Here is a 16,775-nt window from a genome sequence, read left to right as displayed (position 1 = left end):
CCCCCAACCTCGCGACGATCGCTCCGCGGGCAGTTCAGTCGGCCGGCCCCATTTTGGGTGGGGAGCTTGGCTGTGGCGTTGTGGCGGTGGTCGGGCGTTCCGAGTCTGGAACGCGCTGGAGCTTGCCGGGGGGAGCCCTCACCAGGGCGAGGTGGCCGCGGCGGGATTGGCGGGACTCGCTGACGGCGAGGGGGCGGAGCGGGGCGCCGGCGGCATCGCGCCACTGCGTCCACTCGTTCTCCCACAAGAGCAGGTCGCGTGGGGTGTCGGCTCCGGCGGGGGACAGCTTCACGAGCGGACGGGGCGCGTAGAAGCGCAGGCCGGGGTCGGTGGGGAAGACGGCTTCGAGCGTCGCGTCCGGCGGGAGGAGACGATCCACGCGGACCATGAGCTCGCGCAGGCTGCGCGTGCGGGAGATGGCGGGGTGGATCGTCGCGTCGAAGAGCGCGGTCCACACGACGGTGAGCGCGGCCACGACCTGGACGAGCCCGGGCCAGTCGGGAACGCGGCGTGCGCGCTCGATCGTGATCGCGCCGGCGATGGTCGCGAGCGAGACCATCGCGACCAGCGTGCCGTTCGCGCGTGCCGCGGCCGCGACCGCCGTCGCGCCATGCGCGTCGTCGCCGCGAAGCCACGGGCGGAGGAGAGCGCCGGGATCGAGACCCACGGCGAGCGCCAGGCCGGCCCCCGCCATGAGGAGGAGCGCGGGAAGGTACGCGATCGCGAGCCGCCGCGCCCACGTGTCGTCGCCGCGGGTCGTGCCCGCGGCCACGAGCAGCGCGACGGCGGGAAAGGCCGGCAGCAGGTAGACGCTCCGCTTGGCGTTGGCGAGCGAGAAGAAGACGACGGTCACGACGCTCCATGCCGCCGCGAGGCGGAGCGGCCGCGCCCGGTCGGCGCGCACGGCCGTCCACGCGAGCGGGAGGAGCGGCACCCACGGCAGGAGGCCGACCAGGCCGACGATCGGCAGGTAGAGCGGGCCGTGGGCGTGACCCGTGCGCGCATCGTCGGTGTCGATGAAGCGGACGAGGTTCTCCTTCACGACGACGTCGAAGAACGCTCGACCCTGCTCGGCGAACGCCGCGAGATACCACAGGCCCGCCACGGCCGCCGCGATGCCGAGGACCGGCACGACGCCCAGACGCCGCAGCACCCGCGGATCGCGTTCCCACGCGGCGAGGGCACCCGCGGCGAGCGCCGGGAGCGCGAGCGCGACCGGCCCCTTCGCGAGCGTCGCCAGGGTCGCGCCCGCCGCGGCGAGCCAGATCCACCGCCGATCGCCGCCGCGCAGCACCAGCATCCACGCCGCGAGGACGGCCGTGAGCGGCGCGGCGAGCGCCATGTCGACGCGCGCGCTCGTCGCCGCGCGCGTCCACTCGAAGGCGGTGGCGAGGACGAGCCCCGCCGCGAGGGCGACCGGCGGGCCCACGGCCGCGCGGGCGACGGCCCAGGTTCCGAGGACCGCCGCGATTGCGAGCGCGACCGACGGAAGGCGCAGGGCGAGCTCGGGAGCGTCGGGCAGGGCCCGCAGCACGGGGCTCGCGAGCCAGTAGTAGAGCGGCGGCTTGCGGGCGACTTCGCCTTCGGGCCGAGCCGGCACGAGCCACGTTCCGGTGCGCAGGATCTCGCGCACGACGAGGCCCTCGCGCGGCTCCCCGCGCGTGTAGAAGTCGATGTCGCGCAGGCCCGTCAGATACGCGACGCCGCACGCGACGGCGAGCAGCAGGACCTGCCGCCGAACCGTCATTCGCCGCGCTCCGTGCGGGTTTGCGTCGCGCCCCTGCGCCTTGTTAGCACAGCCCCGTGGCGACCGCCCCGGACGAGAGCGCGTACTACGACGCGCGGTGGGGCTACCGCCGCTTCGATGCGCGGCGCTACGAGGCACGTCGCTACGGCAGCTTCGGCCGGCGCGTCAACCACCGGCTGCTCGAGCGCGCCCTCAAGAAGGGGCTCGCCGGCGTGCGCCGCGGCGGCATCGTCCTCGACGCGCCGTGCGGCACGGGGATCCTGGCGGACTTCCTGCGTGGCCAGGGATTCCGGGTGCTGGGAGCCGACATCTCGCCCGCGATGCTCGAGGTGGCGAAGGAGCGCGGGCCCGTCATCGGTCACGTGCGCGCCGACCTGGAGCGCCCGCCCCTGCGGCCGGGCAGCGTCGACGCCGTCGTCAGCACGCGCTTCCTGATGCACCTGCCGCCCGAGATCCGCCCCCGGGTGCTGGGCGGCATGGCGCGACTCGCGAACGGTCCGGTGGTGGCGACCGTGTGTCATCCGTACACGTACAAGACGTTCGGGCGCGCGGTCCGCCGTGCGCTCGGCCGCAAGGTGAAGCAGAGCCCGCGGCTCACGCGCGCCGAGCTCGAGCAGGAGGTGGCCGCGGCGGGACTCCGTCTCGAGCGTGTGATCCCCGTGCTGCCGCTCCTGTCCGAGGTCTGGGTGATCGTGGTGCGCACGACGCCCGGATCCGCGTAGCAGCCCGAACGAGGAGACCGCAAATGGCGAAGATCGAGAGTGTCCGTGCGCGCGAGATCCTGGACTCGCGCGGCTTTCCGACGGTCGAAGCGACGATGGTGCTCGCCGGCGGCGCGAGCGGCACGGCCGCCGTGCCGTCCGGCGCGTCGACCGGCGAGCGCGAAGCGCTCGAGCTGCGCGACAAGGACAAGGGCCGCTACTTCGGCAAGGGCGTGACCAAGGCGGTCGGGAACGTGAACGGCCCGATCGCGCAGGCGCTGCTCGGCATGGAAGCCGACCAGAACTACGTCGACGCCAAGATGCTCGCGCTCGACGGCACCGAGTTCAAGACGAATCTCGGCGCGAACGCGATTCTTTCGGTGTCGCTGGCCGCGGCCCGCGCGATGGCGGCGGACCGGCACCTGCCGCTCTATCGCGCCATGGGCGGCGACGCCGCCGTGCGGCTGCCCGTCCCACTCATGAACATCGTGAACGGCGGCGCCCATGCGGACAATCCGCTCGACTTCCAGGAGTTCATGATCGCGCCGCACGGTGCGCCCTCGTTCGCCGAGGCGATGCGCTACGGCGTCGAGGTGTACCACGCCTTGAAGGGTCTGCTCACCAAGGCGAAGCACACGACTGCGGTCGGCGACGAAGGCGGCTTCGCGCCCAAGATCAAGAGCCACGAGGCCGTGATCGAGCTCATCGTCAAGGCGATCAAGGTCGCGGGGCTCCGGCCGGGTAGGGACGTCGCGATCGCCCTCGATTGCGCGTCGAGCGAGCTGCACCGCGGGACCCGCTACGTCTTCCGCAAGGCGGGCGGCAAGAAGAAGTCGGCCGACGATCTCATCACGCTCTTCGAGAAGTGGTGCGCCGCCTACCCGATCGTCTCGATCGAAGACGGGCTCGGCGAGAAGGACTGGGACGGCTGGAAGCGCTTGACCGACCGCCTGGGACGGAAGGTCCAGCTCGTCGGCGACGACCTCTTCGTCACCAACGACAAGATCCTGGCCGAGGGGATCGCCAAGGGCGTCGCGAACGCGATCCTCGTGAAGGTGAACCAGATCGGCACCCTCACCGAGACGCGCGCCGCGATGGCGCGTGCCGAGCGGGCCGGCTACCGCTGCGTCGTCTCGCACCGCTCGGGGGAGACCGAGGACGCGTTCATCGCCGACCTCGCCGTCGCGACCAATGCCGGGCAGATCAAGACCGGCGCGCCGGCGCGCTCGGAGCGTAACGCGAAGTACAACCGCCTGCTCGCGATCGAGCAGGAGCTGGGCAGCCGGGCGCGCTACGCCTCGCCGTTCGCGAGCTAGGAGGCGGCGATCCTACGCCCAGCGGATCCGCCGGTAGTCGAAGTCGCCGAGCTCGACGGCATTGTACTTCACGACGTCGAAGTAGGGCGAGAGATCGAAATCGCGCGGCGTGATGAGCGTCTCGCGCTGGCGGTGGAAGAGGACGGGGTACGGCGTCTTGCGCCGTCGCAGCCAGTCGACCCAGCCCTGCCGCGCGCCGGCCGCGGGCTCGACCGCCGGCAGGATCGGGAAGCCGATGTTCTGGAATGCGCGCCCGATCATCGACGAGCAGATGACGTTGGTCGTGAACCCGCCGCCCACCTCGAGCGCTTTGCGCCGGAGGCGGCGAGGAATCAGCGATACCGGGAAGAAATAGCGTCCCAGGTCGAGGAAGTGCTGCACGTCGTACTTCGAGCCGAGCTGTGCGAAGACCTCGTCGACGATGCGCGCGAGGTCGTCGGCGCGCAGCCCCCGCGGGCGGCAGACGCGCAGGTTGAAGTCGGCGTACTTGACCAGAGGGACCGCCTTGACGCCGTCCTCCAGGGTGGCCTCGACGATCATGTGCTCGGCCTCGATGCCGTGCTGGTCGACGAGCGTCTCGCGGCGGGCGGGAAATCGGCGCAGCAGCTCGTCGCCCACGTACAGCGCCGCGTGCGACCACGAGCTCTGCGTCAGATACTTGATGACCTCGCTCACGCGTTGCTCGCCGTCGACGAGCACGACGTCGCCCTTGCGGACGACGCCGCGGAGGTTCGCGAGGTTGTTCGGGTGCCGCAGCTCGTAGCGACGGCGCGGTTTGGTCAGTACGCGGGCCGCGGCCTGGATCATCCTGTCGCGGAGACGTCCCATCGATGCCTCGCCCCTCGAGTCTAGCGCGGCGGGCCGCGGGTGAGGAGCGCAGAGGCCGTGCGCTCCCGGACAACGCCCGGGCGTTCCGGCGCCGCCTCCTCGCCTGGTACGGGCGCCACCAGCGTCCGCTGCCCTGGCGGCGGACGCGCGACCCGTACGCGATACTGGTCTCGGAGATCATGCTCCAGCAGACCCAGGTCGCGCGCGTCGAGGACTACTGGACGCGCTTCCTGCGCCGCTACCCGACGGTCGAGCACCTGGCAGAGGCTCCGGCGAGTGCGGTACGCGAGAGCTGGGACGGCCTCGGCTACTACGCCCGCGCGCGCAACCTGCACGCCGCCGCGCGCCACGTCGCGCGCAAGCGGGACGGCGCCTTCCCGGCGACGGTCGACGGGCTGCGCGCGCTGCCGGGCATCGGACCCTACACCGCCGCGGCCGTCGCCAGCATCGCCTTCGGCGCCGACGTGGGCACCGTCGACACGAACGTCGCGCGCGTCCTGTCACGCGTTTTTCGCGTGCGTGGCCGGGCGAGGTCGGCGGCGCGGGGCCGCCGGCTGTGGCGTCTCGCGGGCGCGCTCGTGCCGGCGGGCCGGTCGGGCGACTGGAACCAGGCGCTCATGGACCTCGGCGCGACCGTCTGCACGGCGCGCGCGCCGGCATGTCCCGCCTGCCCGGTGCGGACGGCCTGTCGCTCGGGCAGCCGCTACGCGGTCAAGTAGCCGGCCTTGTGCAGGTACTCGGCCGTCAGCACGAGGCCCTTGGCCGCACCCATCTTCGTGTTGTGCGAGAGGGACAGGTACTTGATGCCGTTCGGCAGCGCCGGCTCCGGACGGATCCGCCCGACGCTCGTCGCCATGCCGCCGTCGGCGTCGCGGTCGAGGCGCGGCTGCGGGCGGAACGGGTCGTCGTGCACGATGATCGGATGCGCCGGCGCGCTCGGGAGGTTCATGCCGGCGTAGTCGCCGCCGAAGGCGCGCATGGCGGCCGCGACGTCGTCGGGCGAGCACGGCTTCTCGGTCTCGACGGCGATGGCCGCGGTGTGGCCGTCGAGCACGGCGGCTCGCGTGCACGTCGCGCCGACGACGAGCGATGCCGGCTCGATCGTCCCTTCGCCCAGACGGCCGAGGATCTTGCCCGTCTCGCGGGCGACCTTCTCCTCTTCCTTCGGGATGAAGGGGATCAAGTTGTCGACCATGTCGAGCCCGAGCACGCCCCCTGCGCGGCCGGCGCCCGAGATGCCCTGCATGGTCGTGACGAGGGCGCGCCGGACGCCGAAGCGGTCGAGGATCGGCTTCAGCGAGACGACGATGCCGACCGTCGTGCAGTTCGATTGCGGGAGCACGAAACCCTTCCACCCGCGCTGCCTGCGCTGGTGCTCGACGAGCGGGAAGTGGGCGACCATGTTCACGCCCGGCACCAGGATCGGCACGTCGGTCTCGTAGCGGTACGCCGACGCCGACGAGAAGGTGGGCACGACCTTCGCGAACTTGGGCTCGAGCTCCCTGGCGGCGTCGCTCTCGATCAGGCTGAAGACGACGTCGACCGAGCCCGGATCGAGCTTGGCGGCGTCGACGACCGTGAGGTTCATCACGGCCGCGGGCGGATCCTCACGGCACCACCACAGGCGGGCGCCGTTCGCGTCGCGAATGGCCTCGGCGTACGGCTTGCCCGCGGTGCGCGCCGAGGCCGCGACCGTCGTCACCGTGAACCATGGATGGTTCGCGAGAGCGACGAGCGCCTGTTGCCCGGTGATGCCGGTGGCGCCCACGACGGCCGTACGGAGCTGCTTCATGGGACCGCCAGTATTTGCGGTGCGGCGGGGGACAGTCAAACCGGCTAGTGCGCGCCGCCGGCCGACGTGACGAAGTCGAGTGCCGGCTCGAACACCATGCGGGCGGCGTTGTTGCCGACGAGGACGTCCAGGTGTCCGAAGCGCGGCAGCAGCCGCACGACGGCCTTCTCGCCCCCGAACGCCTTGGCGCCCGCGCGCACCTGCTGGGCCCACTCGGGACCCATGTTCTGGGACGCGAACGCGATGACCGGCATCGCGCGCGGCGAGACCGTGCCGCCGCCCAATGCCGCGCGCGGCCACCAGCGGTCGTAGCTCGCGAGCAGGCGCGCGAGCGGGACGACGTCGGTGACGCCGTCGCGGGCCGCCGAGAGCCCGCCCTGCCCGCCGAACGACGACGACGTGTAGACGATGTCCTCGAGCGCCGCGCCGGCGGTCGCGAAGCCGGGAACGGGGGAAGCGCTCTGCGGGTTCTTCAGGACCGTGGAGAGCAGGCGCTCGCGCTCCGGCCACGGCAGCCGGCTGCTGCCGACGTCGATCGCCGGGCCCGAACCCTCCGGCGCGTACCCCCCGCCCGGAGGCGTGCCGTCGAGGATCACCAGGCCCTGCATCGGCACGCGCCGCGACGCCAGGCGATAGGCGACGCCGGCGCCGTAGCTGAAGCCCGCGACGTAGAGCGGCCCGGGATCGGCGGTGCGCACGAAGCCCACCGCCCACTCGGCGTCGCTCGCGAACGTGTCGGCGGTCCAGCTCGCGAGCTCGGACAGCTCCTCCGGTTTCGCGTCGGCTGGCACGGCGTGCGTGCGGTAGTCGAGACCCCACGCGCGCACGCCCGCGAGCGCGAGATGCATACGGATGTCGTAGCGCGCATCCGTCTGCGGCAGCTCGGCGTTCTGGTGCATGCCTGGCAGGTAGAGGACGACGGGACCCGTCGCGCCCTCGCAGAAGGCGAGCCGGCGCAGCCCGATCCGGTTGAAGCGCCCGCCCGGCGGACGCATGCACATGAAGACGTCTTCGCAGAGGTGGTCGCCGCGCAGCTGGCGCTCCGAGCGCAGGCGCGCGCACTTCTCCGGCTTCTCCTTCACCCCGCCGACCACGCCGCACGCGGCGACCGCCAGCGCGAGGATCGTGGCGGCGACCGGCCTCATTCGGTTCGCAGACATTCGATCAGCTTCTCCGCGGCGGGCGAGAAGTGCTTGCCGGCGCGGTGGATGATCCCGAGCGGGCGCGTGAGCACCTCGTCGGACAGTTGGACGGCGACGAGCGAGCCACCCTTCACCTCGGGGCGCACGGCCGGCTCCGGAAGGATCGTCAAACCGAGGCCGATCTCGACCACGCGCTTCATCACCTCGGCGTTGTCGAGCTCCATCACGTAGCGCGCCTCGACGCCGTGGCGGCGCAGCACGCGATCGGTCTCTTTGCGGGTCGGGATGTCGCGCTCGAAGCCGACCAGCGGCTCGCCGGCGAGCTTCTTGATCGACACCGTCCGGTGCTTGGCGAGCGGGTGCTGCGGCGAGCAGACGAGCACCAGGCGGTCCTCGCGGAACGGGACGACCGTGATCCCGGGACGGCGGCTCGGAAACGCCACGATGCCGAGGTCGATGCTGCCTTTGAGCGCGTCGTCGTAGATCTTGCTCGATCGGCTGTATTCGAGCTGGAGCTGCACCTGCGGGTACGCTTTCAGGAACCGCTTCAACTGCGAGGACAGCTCGTAGAGACCGATCGTGTGCACGGTGGCGACGCGGACCGTGCCGGCCACGACCTTCGTCACGGCCTGCAGCTGCGCCTCGAGCTCATGGTAGCGCGCCACGATGTCCTTGCTCACCTGGTAGAGGATTTCGCCGGCGGGCGTGAGCTGCACGTTGCCGCGCGTGCGCTCGAGGAGCTGGCGCCCGTACTTCTCCTCGAGCATCCGGATCTGCTGGCTCACGGCCGACTGCGTGACGTAGTTCTGGGAGGCCGCAACCGAAAAGCTCTTGGTCTCGACGACGTCGCAGAAGACCTTGAGGGTTTCGAGATGCACTTATGCTCCACGCCGGTGAGCGTGAGAGACCCTCATATTGACCCCATGCGGGTTCTGCAAGCTCACGCGTCGCGCGCGGGCGCCCGTCCGCGGGCCGCGCAGCGGCCGCCGGCTATGGACCTACCTGGCGATGTTTGCCAGTGTCGATCGCGTCATGGATCTCGAAGGGAAAGTCGCTCTCGTGACGGGCGCGGCGCGCGGCATCGGCCGGGCAATCGCGATCGGGCTCGCCCACGCGGGCTGCGACGTCGCCGTCTCCGACATCGCGCCCGGCCAGGACGCGATCACCGTGTATCCGCTGGGCTCCGAGGCCGAGCTCGCCGTCACGGCGGGACAGATCCGCCGGCTCGGGCGCAAATGCACCGCGTTCCAGGCCGACGTGACCTCGGCGGCCGACGTCGAGGCGATGCTGCAGCAGATCGAAGAGCGCCTGGGTGGTCTCGACATCCTGGTCGCGAACGCGGGCATCATCATGGCAGGGCCGATCGCGAGCATGAGCGAGGCGCAGTGGGACCGGATCTTCGCGGTGAACGTGAAGGGCGTGTTCCTGTGCGCCCAGGCAGCCATTCCGCGACTCGCCAAGCGCGGCGGCGGGCGCATCGTCAACATCGCGTCGGTGGCGGGAAAGACCGGACGCGCCGGGCTGGCCGCGTACTGCGCGTCCAAGGCGGCCGTGATCTCGATGACGCAGTCGATGGCGGAGGAGCTGGGGCCGGCCGGCATCGCCGTCAACGCCATCTGCCCCGGCTACCTGAAGACGGCGATGTTCACGCAGGTCCTGAACCCGCTTCTGGCGCAGCTCTACCACGCGCCCGAGGAGGAGGTCTTCGAGAAGTTCGTGCAGCGCCAGACGTTCCTCGGCCGCGGCCAGAGCCCCGAGGACATCGCCGAGGCGACGGTCTACCTCTGCCGCGCCGAGAACGTGACCGGCATCACGCTCACGGTGGCGGGCGGCGGCGAGGTGCACTAGCCGTGCTGACGGCGGTCACCATGAAGGAGATCGAGGCCATCTTCGAGGTGCTCGATCGCCTCGGCATCTCGCGCGAGGCGGTCGTGATCCCCCTGCGGCCGGCGCATCCCGGCGGCATTCGCACGCTGTCGTCCGGCAAGGTCGAGATCCAGGTCGAGTCGCAGACGCCGCTCGCCGAATGGCTTCCCGAGCTCGAGCGTCAGCTCCGCGAGGCCACCGGGGCGTGAGCGAGCGGGCCGCGAAGCCTCCGCTCTGGGCGCTCCTCGGCACGATCGTCTTCGTCGTCACGGTTCCCGGCAGCGTCGTCGTCCTCGTACCGTACATCCTGTCGGGATGGCGTCTGGGGCCGCCGTTTCTGGACACGGAGCTGACCCGGTGGCTCGGCGTCGCGCTCGTGGTCGCGGCGACGCCGCTCTTCTTCTCGTTCGTCTCGCGCTTCGTGTGGGAGGGGCACGGGACGCCGGCGCCGGTCGCTCCCACCCGGCACCTCGTGGTCGGCGGCCCGTTCCGCTGGTGCCGGAACCCCGGCTACGTCGCCGTCGTCACGCTCGTCGCCGGGCAGGCGCTCGTCTTCGCGCGGCCGGTGATCCTGCTGTACGCCGCATGCCTGTGGCTCGGCTTCCATCTCTTCGTCGTCTTCTACGAGGAGCCGACGCTGCGGCGGACGTTCGGCGCCGAGTTCGACGAGTACTGCCGCCGTGTGCCGCGCTGGATTCCCCGAGCGCCGCGCGCAGAGTAGGGTGCGGTCATGCAGACCTACACGGGTGGATGCCATTGCGGGCGCGTCCGGTTCCGCGTGACCGCCGACCTCGACCGCGTGACGTCGTGCAACTGCTCGATGTGCGCGAAGAAGGGCTTCCTCCACCTGATCGTGCCGCCGGAGCAGTTCGAGCTCGTGAGCGGGGCGGAGGACCTCACGACCTACGAGTTCAACACCGGCGTCGCGAAGCACCGCTTCTGCCGCACGTGCGGCATCCACTCCTTCTACACGCCGCGCTCGGATCCCGACAAGGTCGACGTCAACGTGCGCTGTCTCGACGGCATCGACCCGGCGGCGCTCCGCATCACCGGGTTCGACGGCCGACATTGGGAGGAGGCGATGCAGGAGAGACCGCCCTGGCGCTAGGTCGGTCGCCCGGGGCGACCGCTCGCTCGCCACGGGTTGCCGGGGACGCCCGGCCGGTGGCATGACGGATGACCATCCGCCCGAAGGAGGTATCGAATCATGGCCGATCAGGAGAGCGTGACCCCCGAGCAGTTCTTCGTTGAGCTGCTGCCGGCGGGATTCCAGGCGCAGCGCGACGCCGGCGGCGCCGTGCCACAGGACTTCACCATGCAGTACGTCCTCACGGGCGACGGCGGCGGCGAGTGGGCCGTCACCATCAAGGACGGACAGCTCTCGACCAACAGGGGCCGGCACGACGCGATCATCACGTTCACGCTCTCGGCCGACGACTTTGGCGACGCGATCCTCGGCCGCAACGGCGCGACGATCGCGATCCTCCTGCCGCAGAATCGGCCCGGGCGCCCCGACAACACCGGGCGCGTGAAGCAGATGAAGGGCACGGTGGCTCAGGAGCTGGCGCGCGACGGCATGGACCCGTTCAAGATCGAGATGTGCTTCAACGGCGGCGAGGCGCCGCGCACCGTGCTGAAGATGAAGCTCGTCGACTTCGTCGCGATGCAGGAAGGGCGTCTGAACGGGCAGGAAGCGTTCATGACGGGACGGCTTCGCATCGAGGGCGACATGGCCTTCATGATGCAGATCGCCGCGCTGACCGCCTGACCGCGACGGCGCTCACGATCGGCGAGGCGCCGCGGCGTCTCGAAGCCGTGCTGCACGAGCCGGCGGGCTCGCCACGCGGCGCGGCGGTCGTCTGCCATCCGCACCCGCAGTACGGCGGCGACATGGACAGCAGCGTCGTGGTCGCGGTCGCCGATGCGCTCGTCGGCGCGGGATTCGTCGCGCTGCGCTTCAACTCTCGACGCATTCCGCGTTTCCCAGCAGGCCTGGCCGGAGCCCAAGCGGTGTCGTTCACCCTCGGTCGCGGTGTCCCCATGCCGGCGGGCGACCCCGGCCATTCGTGCGTCATCTCGGAGGAAACGGGACTGTCGCTGGCGAACGAGCGCCTCTGCCGCGCGTTCCGCGACTTGGAGTGAGGGCTGCGCCGGCCGATCACTCGAGCTGCGCCTGAACGCAGCCTAGCGTCGTACGTCGGGGTGGGGGACGACGGGGCGTTGGCGTCTGAGATCAATGCTTGGGAGCGCTACCCCGCGCGACCCTTTGAGGATTCGGCGTGGGCAACATACAGGATACGAAGTGCGCGGAGCTTCGTGGATCAGGCATCTGCTCCTTGGCTGCGCTCTCCTTCTGGGTCTTGTCGCGGGAATTGGTCTCCTGGAAGGCGCCGTGTCGCTTCTCCCCGTCTCTCCCTGCACCGGGACACCACCGCTCTGGCGCCCGAGTCGCATTGTCGGTTGGGGACTGATCCCGAACGGTCGGGGAGAAAAACAAATCTGCGCGGAAGATCGCCTCGTCGCGCGGCGGCCGATCGTCATCAACAGTCTCGGCCAACGCGACCGCGAGCGCTCCTACCGCAACACCGACGGCGCCTCGAGGGTCCTTGTTCTCGGCGATTCGTTCGTCGAGGCTCTCCAGGTCGAGCTGGCGGACACATTTCTGGCGCGCATCGAGAACGACCTCGGAGTCGAGATGCTGAACGCTGGGGTGTCGGGTTACTCGACAGACAATGAAGTCCGCGCATTCAAGTCGACGGGGCGCCGGTACGCGCCTGATGTCGTCATTCTCGTGTTCTTCATTGGCAACGATGTGCTGGAGAACGGCGCGCGACTCTTCTTGCTGAACCCACACGGCCTCCCGCCGAAACCTTGGCTCAGGGCACGTCCTCCGTCGGCGGCTCTCCGGGCGTGTGCCGGCATGGAGTACGCAGCGAACTTCGTGGCCTCCACGACTCCCCAGCTGTTGTGGCAACGCTCGCGCGTCGTGCGATCGCTTGAGATCTCAGCGGCGCAGGAACTCACGAGACGATGGTGCGCGCATCCAAGTGGTCCACCGCTTCACGACGGCGTCCCGGAGATGCTGGGTGTCTACAGGGAACCGTCCACCCCCGCATGGACTGAAGCGTGGGTGACATCCGAACATCTCCTGCGAAAACTGAAGGACAACGTGACTCGGGCAGGCGCACGGCTCGGGGTTGTGCTCGCCCCGTATGCGGCCGAGTACGATCCCCGTATGAGAGTGCTCGAGACGCAATACGAGATCCTGAGAAATGCAAAGTGGGACTACGACTACCCCTACAGACGGTTGAGCGCGCTGTTCGAGCGCGAGGGTGTGCCCTGGATGTCACTCGCCCCGACGTTCAAGGCATACTACCGATCCACCCACGATTCGGGATGCTACGCGAGCGATGCACACTGGAACGAGGCAGGCCACGAAGTGGTCGCGAACGCGTTGGAGCCATTCGTCGCGTCACTGATCGGCCGTCGTCCCCCACCCCGACGTACCGACGCCAATTGAGGCTATTGCTTCGATGCTGCAAACGAGTCCAGGCACAGAACAGCTAGCCTGGACGGCAGGCGACACCAGCGCGGCCTCGTGGCATCGTATGGGTTCCGGAAGGAACCACGATGCTGCGAGGGACGATCCTGCTGGCTCTGCTGCTGCTCGCTCCGCCGCTCCGCGCCGCCGAGTCGGGCGCCCGGGCGACGGCAACGTTCGCGGGCGGCTGCTTCTGGTGCATGCAGCCGCCGTTCGAGGATCTTCCCGGGGTGCTCGCGACGACGGTCGGCTACACGGGCGGGCAGAAGGAGCGCCCGACCTACGAGGAGGTCTCCGAAGGCGGGACCGGCCACGCCGAGTCGGTCGAGATCGTCTACGATCCCACCAGGATCTCCTACGAGAAGCTGCTCGACGTGTTCTGGCACAACGTCGATCCGCTGACGCGTGACGCGCAGTTCTGCGATCACGGCCGCCAGTATCGCTCCGCGATCTTCTACCACGACGAGACGCAGAAGGCGCTCGCGGAGGCGTCCAAGCGTGCCCTCGAGACCTCGAAGAAGTTCGATCGGCCGATCGTGACCGAGATCGTTCCAGCGAGCACGTTCTGGCCGGCCGAGGAGTACCACCAGCGCTACCACGACAAGAACCCGGTGCGGTACGCCTACTATCGCTGGGGGTGCGGCCGCGACGCGCGCCTGAAGGAGCTCTGGGGCAGCTCCGCGCCGCAGCCCGAGACCGGATTCGATCCGGCGACGTGGAAGAAGCCGGGCGACGCGGCGCTCAAGCAGAAGCTGACGCCGCTCCAGTACGAGGTGACGCAGCACGCGGCGACGGAGCCGCCCTTCCACAACGAGTACGAGGACGAGCATCGCCCCGGCATCTACGTCGACGTCGTGTCGGGCGAGCCGCTGTTCAGCTCGCTCGACAAGTTCGACTCCGGCACGGGCTGGCCGAGCTTCACGCGACCGATCGATCCGGCGAACGTGAAGGAGGTCAAGGACTACAAGCTCATCTGGCCACGCACCGAGGTGCGCTCGGCGCACGCCGACTCGCACCTGGGGCACGTCTTCACCGACGGCCCGAAGCCGACGGGGCTCCGCTACTGCATGAACTCGGCGTCGTTGCGCTTCATTCCCGCCGATCGGCTCGAAGCCGAGGGGTACGGTCAGTACGCGAAGCTCTTTGCGTCGAAGCCCGCGCCGCCGCAGACGGAGACGCCGCCGGCACCGCCACCGGCGAAGTAGCCGCCCGTCAGCCGCGTGCGCTCGGATGCGGCAGCGTCCCGTCGTCGACGTGCGGCAGCTCGTCCCACACGTCGAGCCATTGGAGGCGATTCGCCCACCACTGGTGGATCGCCGGACGCACGCGCCCCGGCTCGTCGAGAGTCGTGAGGGCCACCGACACGAGCCGCGCGCCCACCTTCGGCTGCGGCTCGCGCGCGTCGGTGCCGAAGACGTGCGTCCCGCAGTCGGCGCAGAAGTGACGCGCGAAGAACGACGACGATCGGAACGCGCGCGGCGTGCCGCGGACGAGCTGGAAGTCCGGTTCGGGGACCGCGATCCACGCCGCGACCGGCGCGCCGAACCGCCGGCAGATCGTGCAGTGGCAGTAGCCGGCGTCGAAGACGGAACGGATGCGATACCGGACGGACCCGCAGCAGCAGCCGCCGTCCAGCGGATCCATCAGTCCTCGATCAGGACCGGCGTGCCGACCGGCACCATGCCCGCCAGCTCGTCGACGTCGTCGTTCGCGAGCGAGATGCATCCCCACGTCCAGTCGACGTTGCTCTCGTTCAGGCGCGGCCTGTCGGTGCCGTGGATGCCGACCGCACCGCCGACGCCCGCGTAGTGGTTGTCGAGCATCGGAATCCGGCCGGAGTCGAGCGCCGTCCAGTAGCGCTGGACGTCCTGCAGGTTCGGGTAGTCGAGCAGCAGGAACTGGTGCCAGCGATCGTGCTCTCGCTTGTCGACGATCGCGTAGAGCCCGGTCGGGGTCTTGCGGTCACCCTCGTGCAGCTTTCCCTTCGGGCCGCCCAGCCCGAACACCGCCGGGTAGCTGCGGACGCGCTCGCCGCGCACGTAGACGTCGAGCGTGCGGCACCACGTCCGCACGACGACGAAATACGGCTCGTCGGCGGCCCAGTCGAGGCGATCCTCGTCGGCGGGCGGTGGCGGCCCGTTCCATCCCTTGTGGACGCCGCACGCGGCGAGCATCGCCACGAGCGCCGCCGCCATCCACCCCCGTCCCCACCTGATCCGACTCATGATCCGCTCCGTTCGACATTGTTTCCGCAAAGCCGTGCGCGTGCAATCGGCTGCAAAGCCCGAAAGCATGTGATAGCTCGCGCCCCCGTGCCGGCGCAGCGACCACTTGCGGCGATCGTGATGGCGGCGGGACTCGGAACGCGCATGCGCTCCGGCCGCGCGAAGCTCCTGCACGAGCTGGGCGGCCGCCCGCTCGTGCGCTATCCGCTCGCAGCCCTCGCGCCCCTCTCGCCGGCACGCGTCGTGCTCGTGGTCGGCCACCAGGGCGACGAGATGCGGGCCGCGGCCGCGGCGTCGGGTCTGCCCATCCGGACGGTCCTGCAAGCCGAGCAGCGCGGCACGGGCCACGCCGTGCAGTGCGCGGCGCCGGCGCTCGAGGACTTCGACGGCGACGTCCTCGTCATGAACGGCGACGTTCCGCTGGTGACGACGGCGACGCTGCGGCGCCTCGTTGAGACGCATCGTGCGGACAACGCGGATCTGACGCTCGTCACGATGCGCTTTGAGGACCCCACGAGCTATGGCAGGATCCTGCGTGATGCGGGCGGGCGCGTGCGCGGCATCGTCGAGCACCGGGACGCATCCCCCGCCGAGCGCGAGATCAAGGAAGTCAATCCGGGGCTCTATTGTGTTCGTGCGTCGCTCCTCTTTCCGCTGCTGCGCGAGCTGCGCGCCGACAACGCGCAGGGCGAGCTGTACGTCACGGACGTCGTCGGGCTCGCGGCCGCGGCCGGGCGCACGATCGCGAGCGTGCTGCTCGAGCGCCCGGAGGAAGTCGCGGGCATCAACACGCGCGCCGAGCTGGCGCGCATGGAGGCGCATCTGAGAGCCGACATCACGAGCCGCTGGATGGAGACGGGCGTCACCTTCGAAGACCCGGCGACGGCATACGTCGGCCCCGAGGTCGAGATCGGACGCGACACCGTGATCGGCCCGAACGTCGTCCTGCGCGGGAAGACGCGCATCGGCGTGGGCTGCCGCATCGACGGCACGGCGTTCATCACCGACGCCACGCTCGGCGATCGCGTCCACGTCCGCTTCGCATGCGTGGTCGACGAGGCGCGCGTCGGCGACGACGCCATCATCGGCCCGTTCGCGCGCTTGCGGCCCGGCACCGATCTCGCCGAGCACGTGCACATCGGCAACTTCGTCGAGACCAAGAAGGCCCACGTCGGGGCGCGCACGAAGGCGAACCACCTCACCTACCTCGGCGACTGCGACGTCGGGCCGGACTCGAACGTCGGCGCCGGCACGATCACCTGCAACTACGACGGCTCGACCGGCAAGAAGAGCAAGACCATCATCGGCGCGCGCGTGCAGATCGGCAGCGACACGCAGCTCGTGGCGCCGGTGACGGTGCACGACGACGCCTACGTGGGCGCCGGCACCACCGTCACGCGCGACGTGCCGGCGGGCGCGCTGGTCGTCACGCGCACGCCGCCGCGGGTCCTCGAGGGATGGGTCACGCGCCGCCGGGCATGGGCCGAGGGCGAGCAGCCCACGCCGGCGGCGGCGAAGCCCGCGCCGCGGCGCGCGGGCAAGAGCAAGCGAACGATCAAGGCACGCAAGGTCTCGCGTCGCGTCCGACGGCGGCGCTAGTCGATCGAGGGGCGCGGG

General features: G+C 70.3%; 19 protein-coding genes. 12 read left to right on the top strand and 7 right to left on the bottom strand.

What is annotated here, in order from left to right:
- Positions 1–34: 34 nt before the first annotated feature.
- Entirely contained in the window at positions 35–1,747 is a 1,713-nt protein-coding gene (locus VMS22_11085) for a glycosyltransferase family 39 protein (GenBank protein ID HXJ34564.1), read from the bottom strand.
- A gap of 56 nt (positions 1,748–1,803) precedes the next feature.
- Between VMS22_11085 and VMS22_11080 the strand changes: the two genes are divergently transcribed.
- The gene (locus VMS22_11080) at positions 1,804–2,469 is read left to right on the top strand and encodes a methyltransferase domain-containing protein (GenBank protein HXJ34563.1); all 666 of its coding nucleotides are present in this window, start codon (positions 1,804–1,806) and stop codon (positions 2,467–2,469) included.
- Between the two features lie 23 nt (positions 2,470–2,492).
- On the top strand, positions 2,493–3,764 hold the full coding sequence (gene eno, locus VMS22_11075) for a phosphopyruvate hydratase (protein HXJ34562.1): 1,272 nt from the start codon (positions 2,493–2,495) through the stop codon (positions 3,762–3,764).
- Between the two features lie 12 nt (positions 3,765–3,776).
- Here eno and VMS22_11070 read toward each other — a convergent pair whose 3' ends face one another.
- Positions 3,777–4,592 (bottom strand): YiiX/YebB-like N1pC/P60 family cysteine hydrolase, encoded by an 816-nt coding sequence (locus VMS22_11070; GenBank protein HXJ34561.1) that lies wholly within the window; start codon positions 4,590–4,592, stop codon positions 3,777–3,779.
- Between the two features lie 179 nt (positions 4,593–4,771).
- Between VMS22_11070 and VMS22_11065 the strand changes: the two genes are divergently transcribed.
- The gene (locus VMS22_11065; protein HXJ34560.1) at positions 4,772–5,311 is read left to right on the top strand and encodes a hypothetical protein; all 540 of its coding nucleotides are present in this window, start codon (positions 4,772–4,774) and stop codon (positions 5,309–5,311) included.
- Here the strand turns inward: VMS22_11065 and asd are convergent.
- Genes asd through VMS22_11050 form a run of 3 tightly spaced genes read right to left on the bottom strand, consistent with a single transcriptional unit; the run spans position 5,296 to position 8,404 of the window.
- Positions 5,296–6,384 (bottom strand): aspartate-semialdehyde dehydrogenase, encoded by a 1,089-nt coding sequence (gene asd, locus VMS22_11060; GenBank protein ID HXJ34559.1) that lies wholly within the window; start codon positions 6,382–6,384, stop codon positions 5,296–5,298. The two genes, VMS22_11065 and asd, sit on opposite strands and share 16 nt — an antisense overlap.
- A 44-nt stretch (positions 6,385–6,428) precedes the next feature.
- The gene (locus VMS22_11055) at positions 6,429–7,544 is read right to left on the bottom strand and encodes a hypothetical protein (protein ID HXJ34558.1); all 1,116 of its coding nucleotides are present in this window, start codon (positions 7,542–7,544) and stop codon (positions 6,429–6,431) included.
- The gene (locus VMS22_11050; GenBank protein ID HXJ34557.1) at positions 7,526–8,404 is read right to left on the bottom strand and encodes a LysR family transcriptional regulator; all 879 of its coding nucleotides are present in this window, start codon (positions 8,402–8,404) and stop codon (positions 7,526–7,528) included. The genes VMS22_11055 and VMS22_11050 overlap by 19 nt, the downstream gene beginning before the upstream one ends.
- Before the next feature lie 154 nt (positions 8,405–8,558).
- Between VMS22_11050 and VMS22_11045 the strand changes: the two genes are divergently transcribed.
- The 8 genes from VMS22_11045 (at position 8,559) to msrA (ending at position 14,138) form a co-directional block, all read left to right on the top strand.
- Positions 8,559–9,374, top strand: a complete 816-nt coding sequence (locus VMS22_11045; GenBank protein HXJ34556.1) for a glucose 1-dehydrogenase — start codon at positions 8,559–8,561, stop codon at positions 9,372–9,374.
- A 2-nt stretch (positions 9,375–9,376) separates the two neighbouring features.
- Positions 9,377–9,601, top strand: coding sequence for a hypothetical protein (locus tag VMS22_11040; GenBank protein ID HXJ34555.1), 225 nt, complete (start codon positions 9,377–9,379; stop codon positions 9,599–9,601).
- A complete protein-coding gene (locus VMS22_11035; protein ID HXJ34554.1) occupies positions 9,598–10,113 on the top strand; it encodes an isoprenylcysteine carboxylmethyltransferase family protein in 516 nt (171 codons plus the stop codon). Before VMS22_11040 ends, VMS22_11035 begins: the two co-directional genes overlap by 4 nt.
- A 9-nt stretch (positions 10,114–10,122) precedes the next feature.
- On the top strand, positions 10,123–10,500 hold the full coding sequence (locus VMS22_11030) for a GFA family protein (GenBank protein HXJ34553.1): 378 nt from the start codon (positions 10,123–10,125) through the stop codon (positions 10,498–10,500).
- Between the two features lie 99 nt (positions 10,501–10,599).
- Positions 10,600–11,160: an SCP2 sterol-binding domain-containing protein gene (locus VMS22_11025; protein HXJ34552.1), complete on the top strand. Its 561-nt coding sequence runs from the start codon at positions 10,600–10,602 to the stop codon at positions 11,158–11,160.
- A gap of 47 nt (positions 11,161–11,207) precedes the next feature.
- On the top strand, positions 11,208–11,534 hold the full coding sequence (locus tag VMS22_11020) for a hypothetical protein (protein ID HXJ34551.1): 327 nt from the start codon (positions 11,208–11,210) through the stop codon (positions 11,532–11,534).
- A gap of 250 nt (positions 11,535–11,784) precedes the next feature.
- The gene (locus VMS22_11015) at positions 11,785–12,912 is read left to right on the top strand and encodes an SGNH/GDSL hydrolase family protein (protein ID HXJ34550.1); all 1,128 of its coding nucleotides are present in this window, start codon (positions 11,785–11,787) and stop codon (positions 12,910–12,912) included.
- Between the two features lie 110 nt (positions 12,913–13,022).
- Positions 13,023–14,138, top strand: coding sequence for a peptide-methionine (S)-S-oxide reductase MsrA (msrA, locus tag VMS22_11010; protein HXJ34549.1), 1,116 nt, complete (start codon positions 13,023–13,025; stop codon positions 14,136–14,138).
- Positions 14,139–14,145: 7 nt separating this feature from the next.
- On the opposite strand, the gene VMS22_11005 is transcribed toward msrA, so the two are convergent.
- Together VMS22_11005 and VMS22_11000 are read right to left on the bottom strand one after the other, a co-directional pair.
- On the bottom strand, positions 14,146–14,577 hold the full coding sequence (locus VMS22_11005; protein HXJ34548.1) for a GFA family protein: 432 nt from the start codon (positions 14,575–14,577) through the stop codon (positions 14,146–14,148).
- Positions 14,577–15,158, bottom strand: a complete 582-nt coding sequence (locus tag VMS22_11000; GenBank protein HXJ34547.1) for a L,D-transpeptidase — start codon at positions 15,156–15,158, stop codon at positions 14,577–14,579. The genes VMS22_11005 and VMS22_11000 overlap by 1 nt, the downstream gene beginning before the upstream one ends.
- An 87-nt stretch (positions 15,159–15,245) precedes the next feature.
- Between VMS22_11000 and glmU the strand changes: the two genes are divergently transcribed.
- Positions 15,246–16,757 (top strand): bifunctional UDP-N-acetylglucosamine diphosphorylase/glucosamine-1-phosphate N-acetyltransferase GlmU, encoded by a 1,512-nt coding sequence (gene glmU / locus VMS22_10995; protein ID HXJ34546.1) that lies wholly within the window; start codon positions 15,246–15,248, stop codon positions 16,755–16,757.
- Positions 16,758–16,775: the final 18 nt, after the last annotated feature.

This window comes from Candidatus Eisenbacteria bacterium, assembly GCA_035577985.1.
Lineage (GTDB): Bacteria > Desulfobacterota > Binatia > DP-6 > DP-6 > DATJZY01.
The sequence above is the reverse complement of the archived record's forward strand: the minus strand, read 5'-3'. Positions and strand labels throughout refer to the sequence as shown.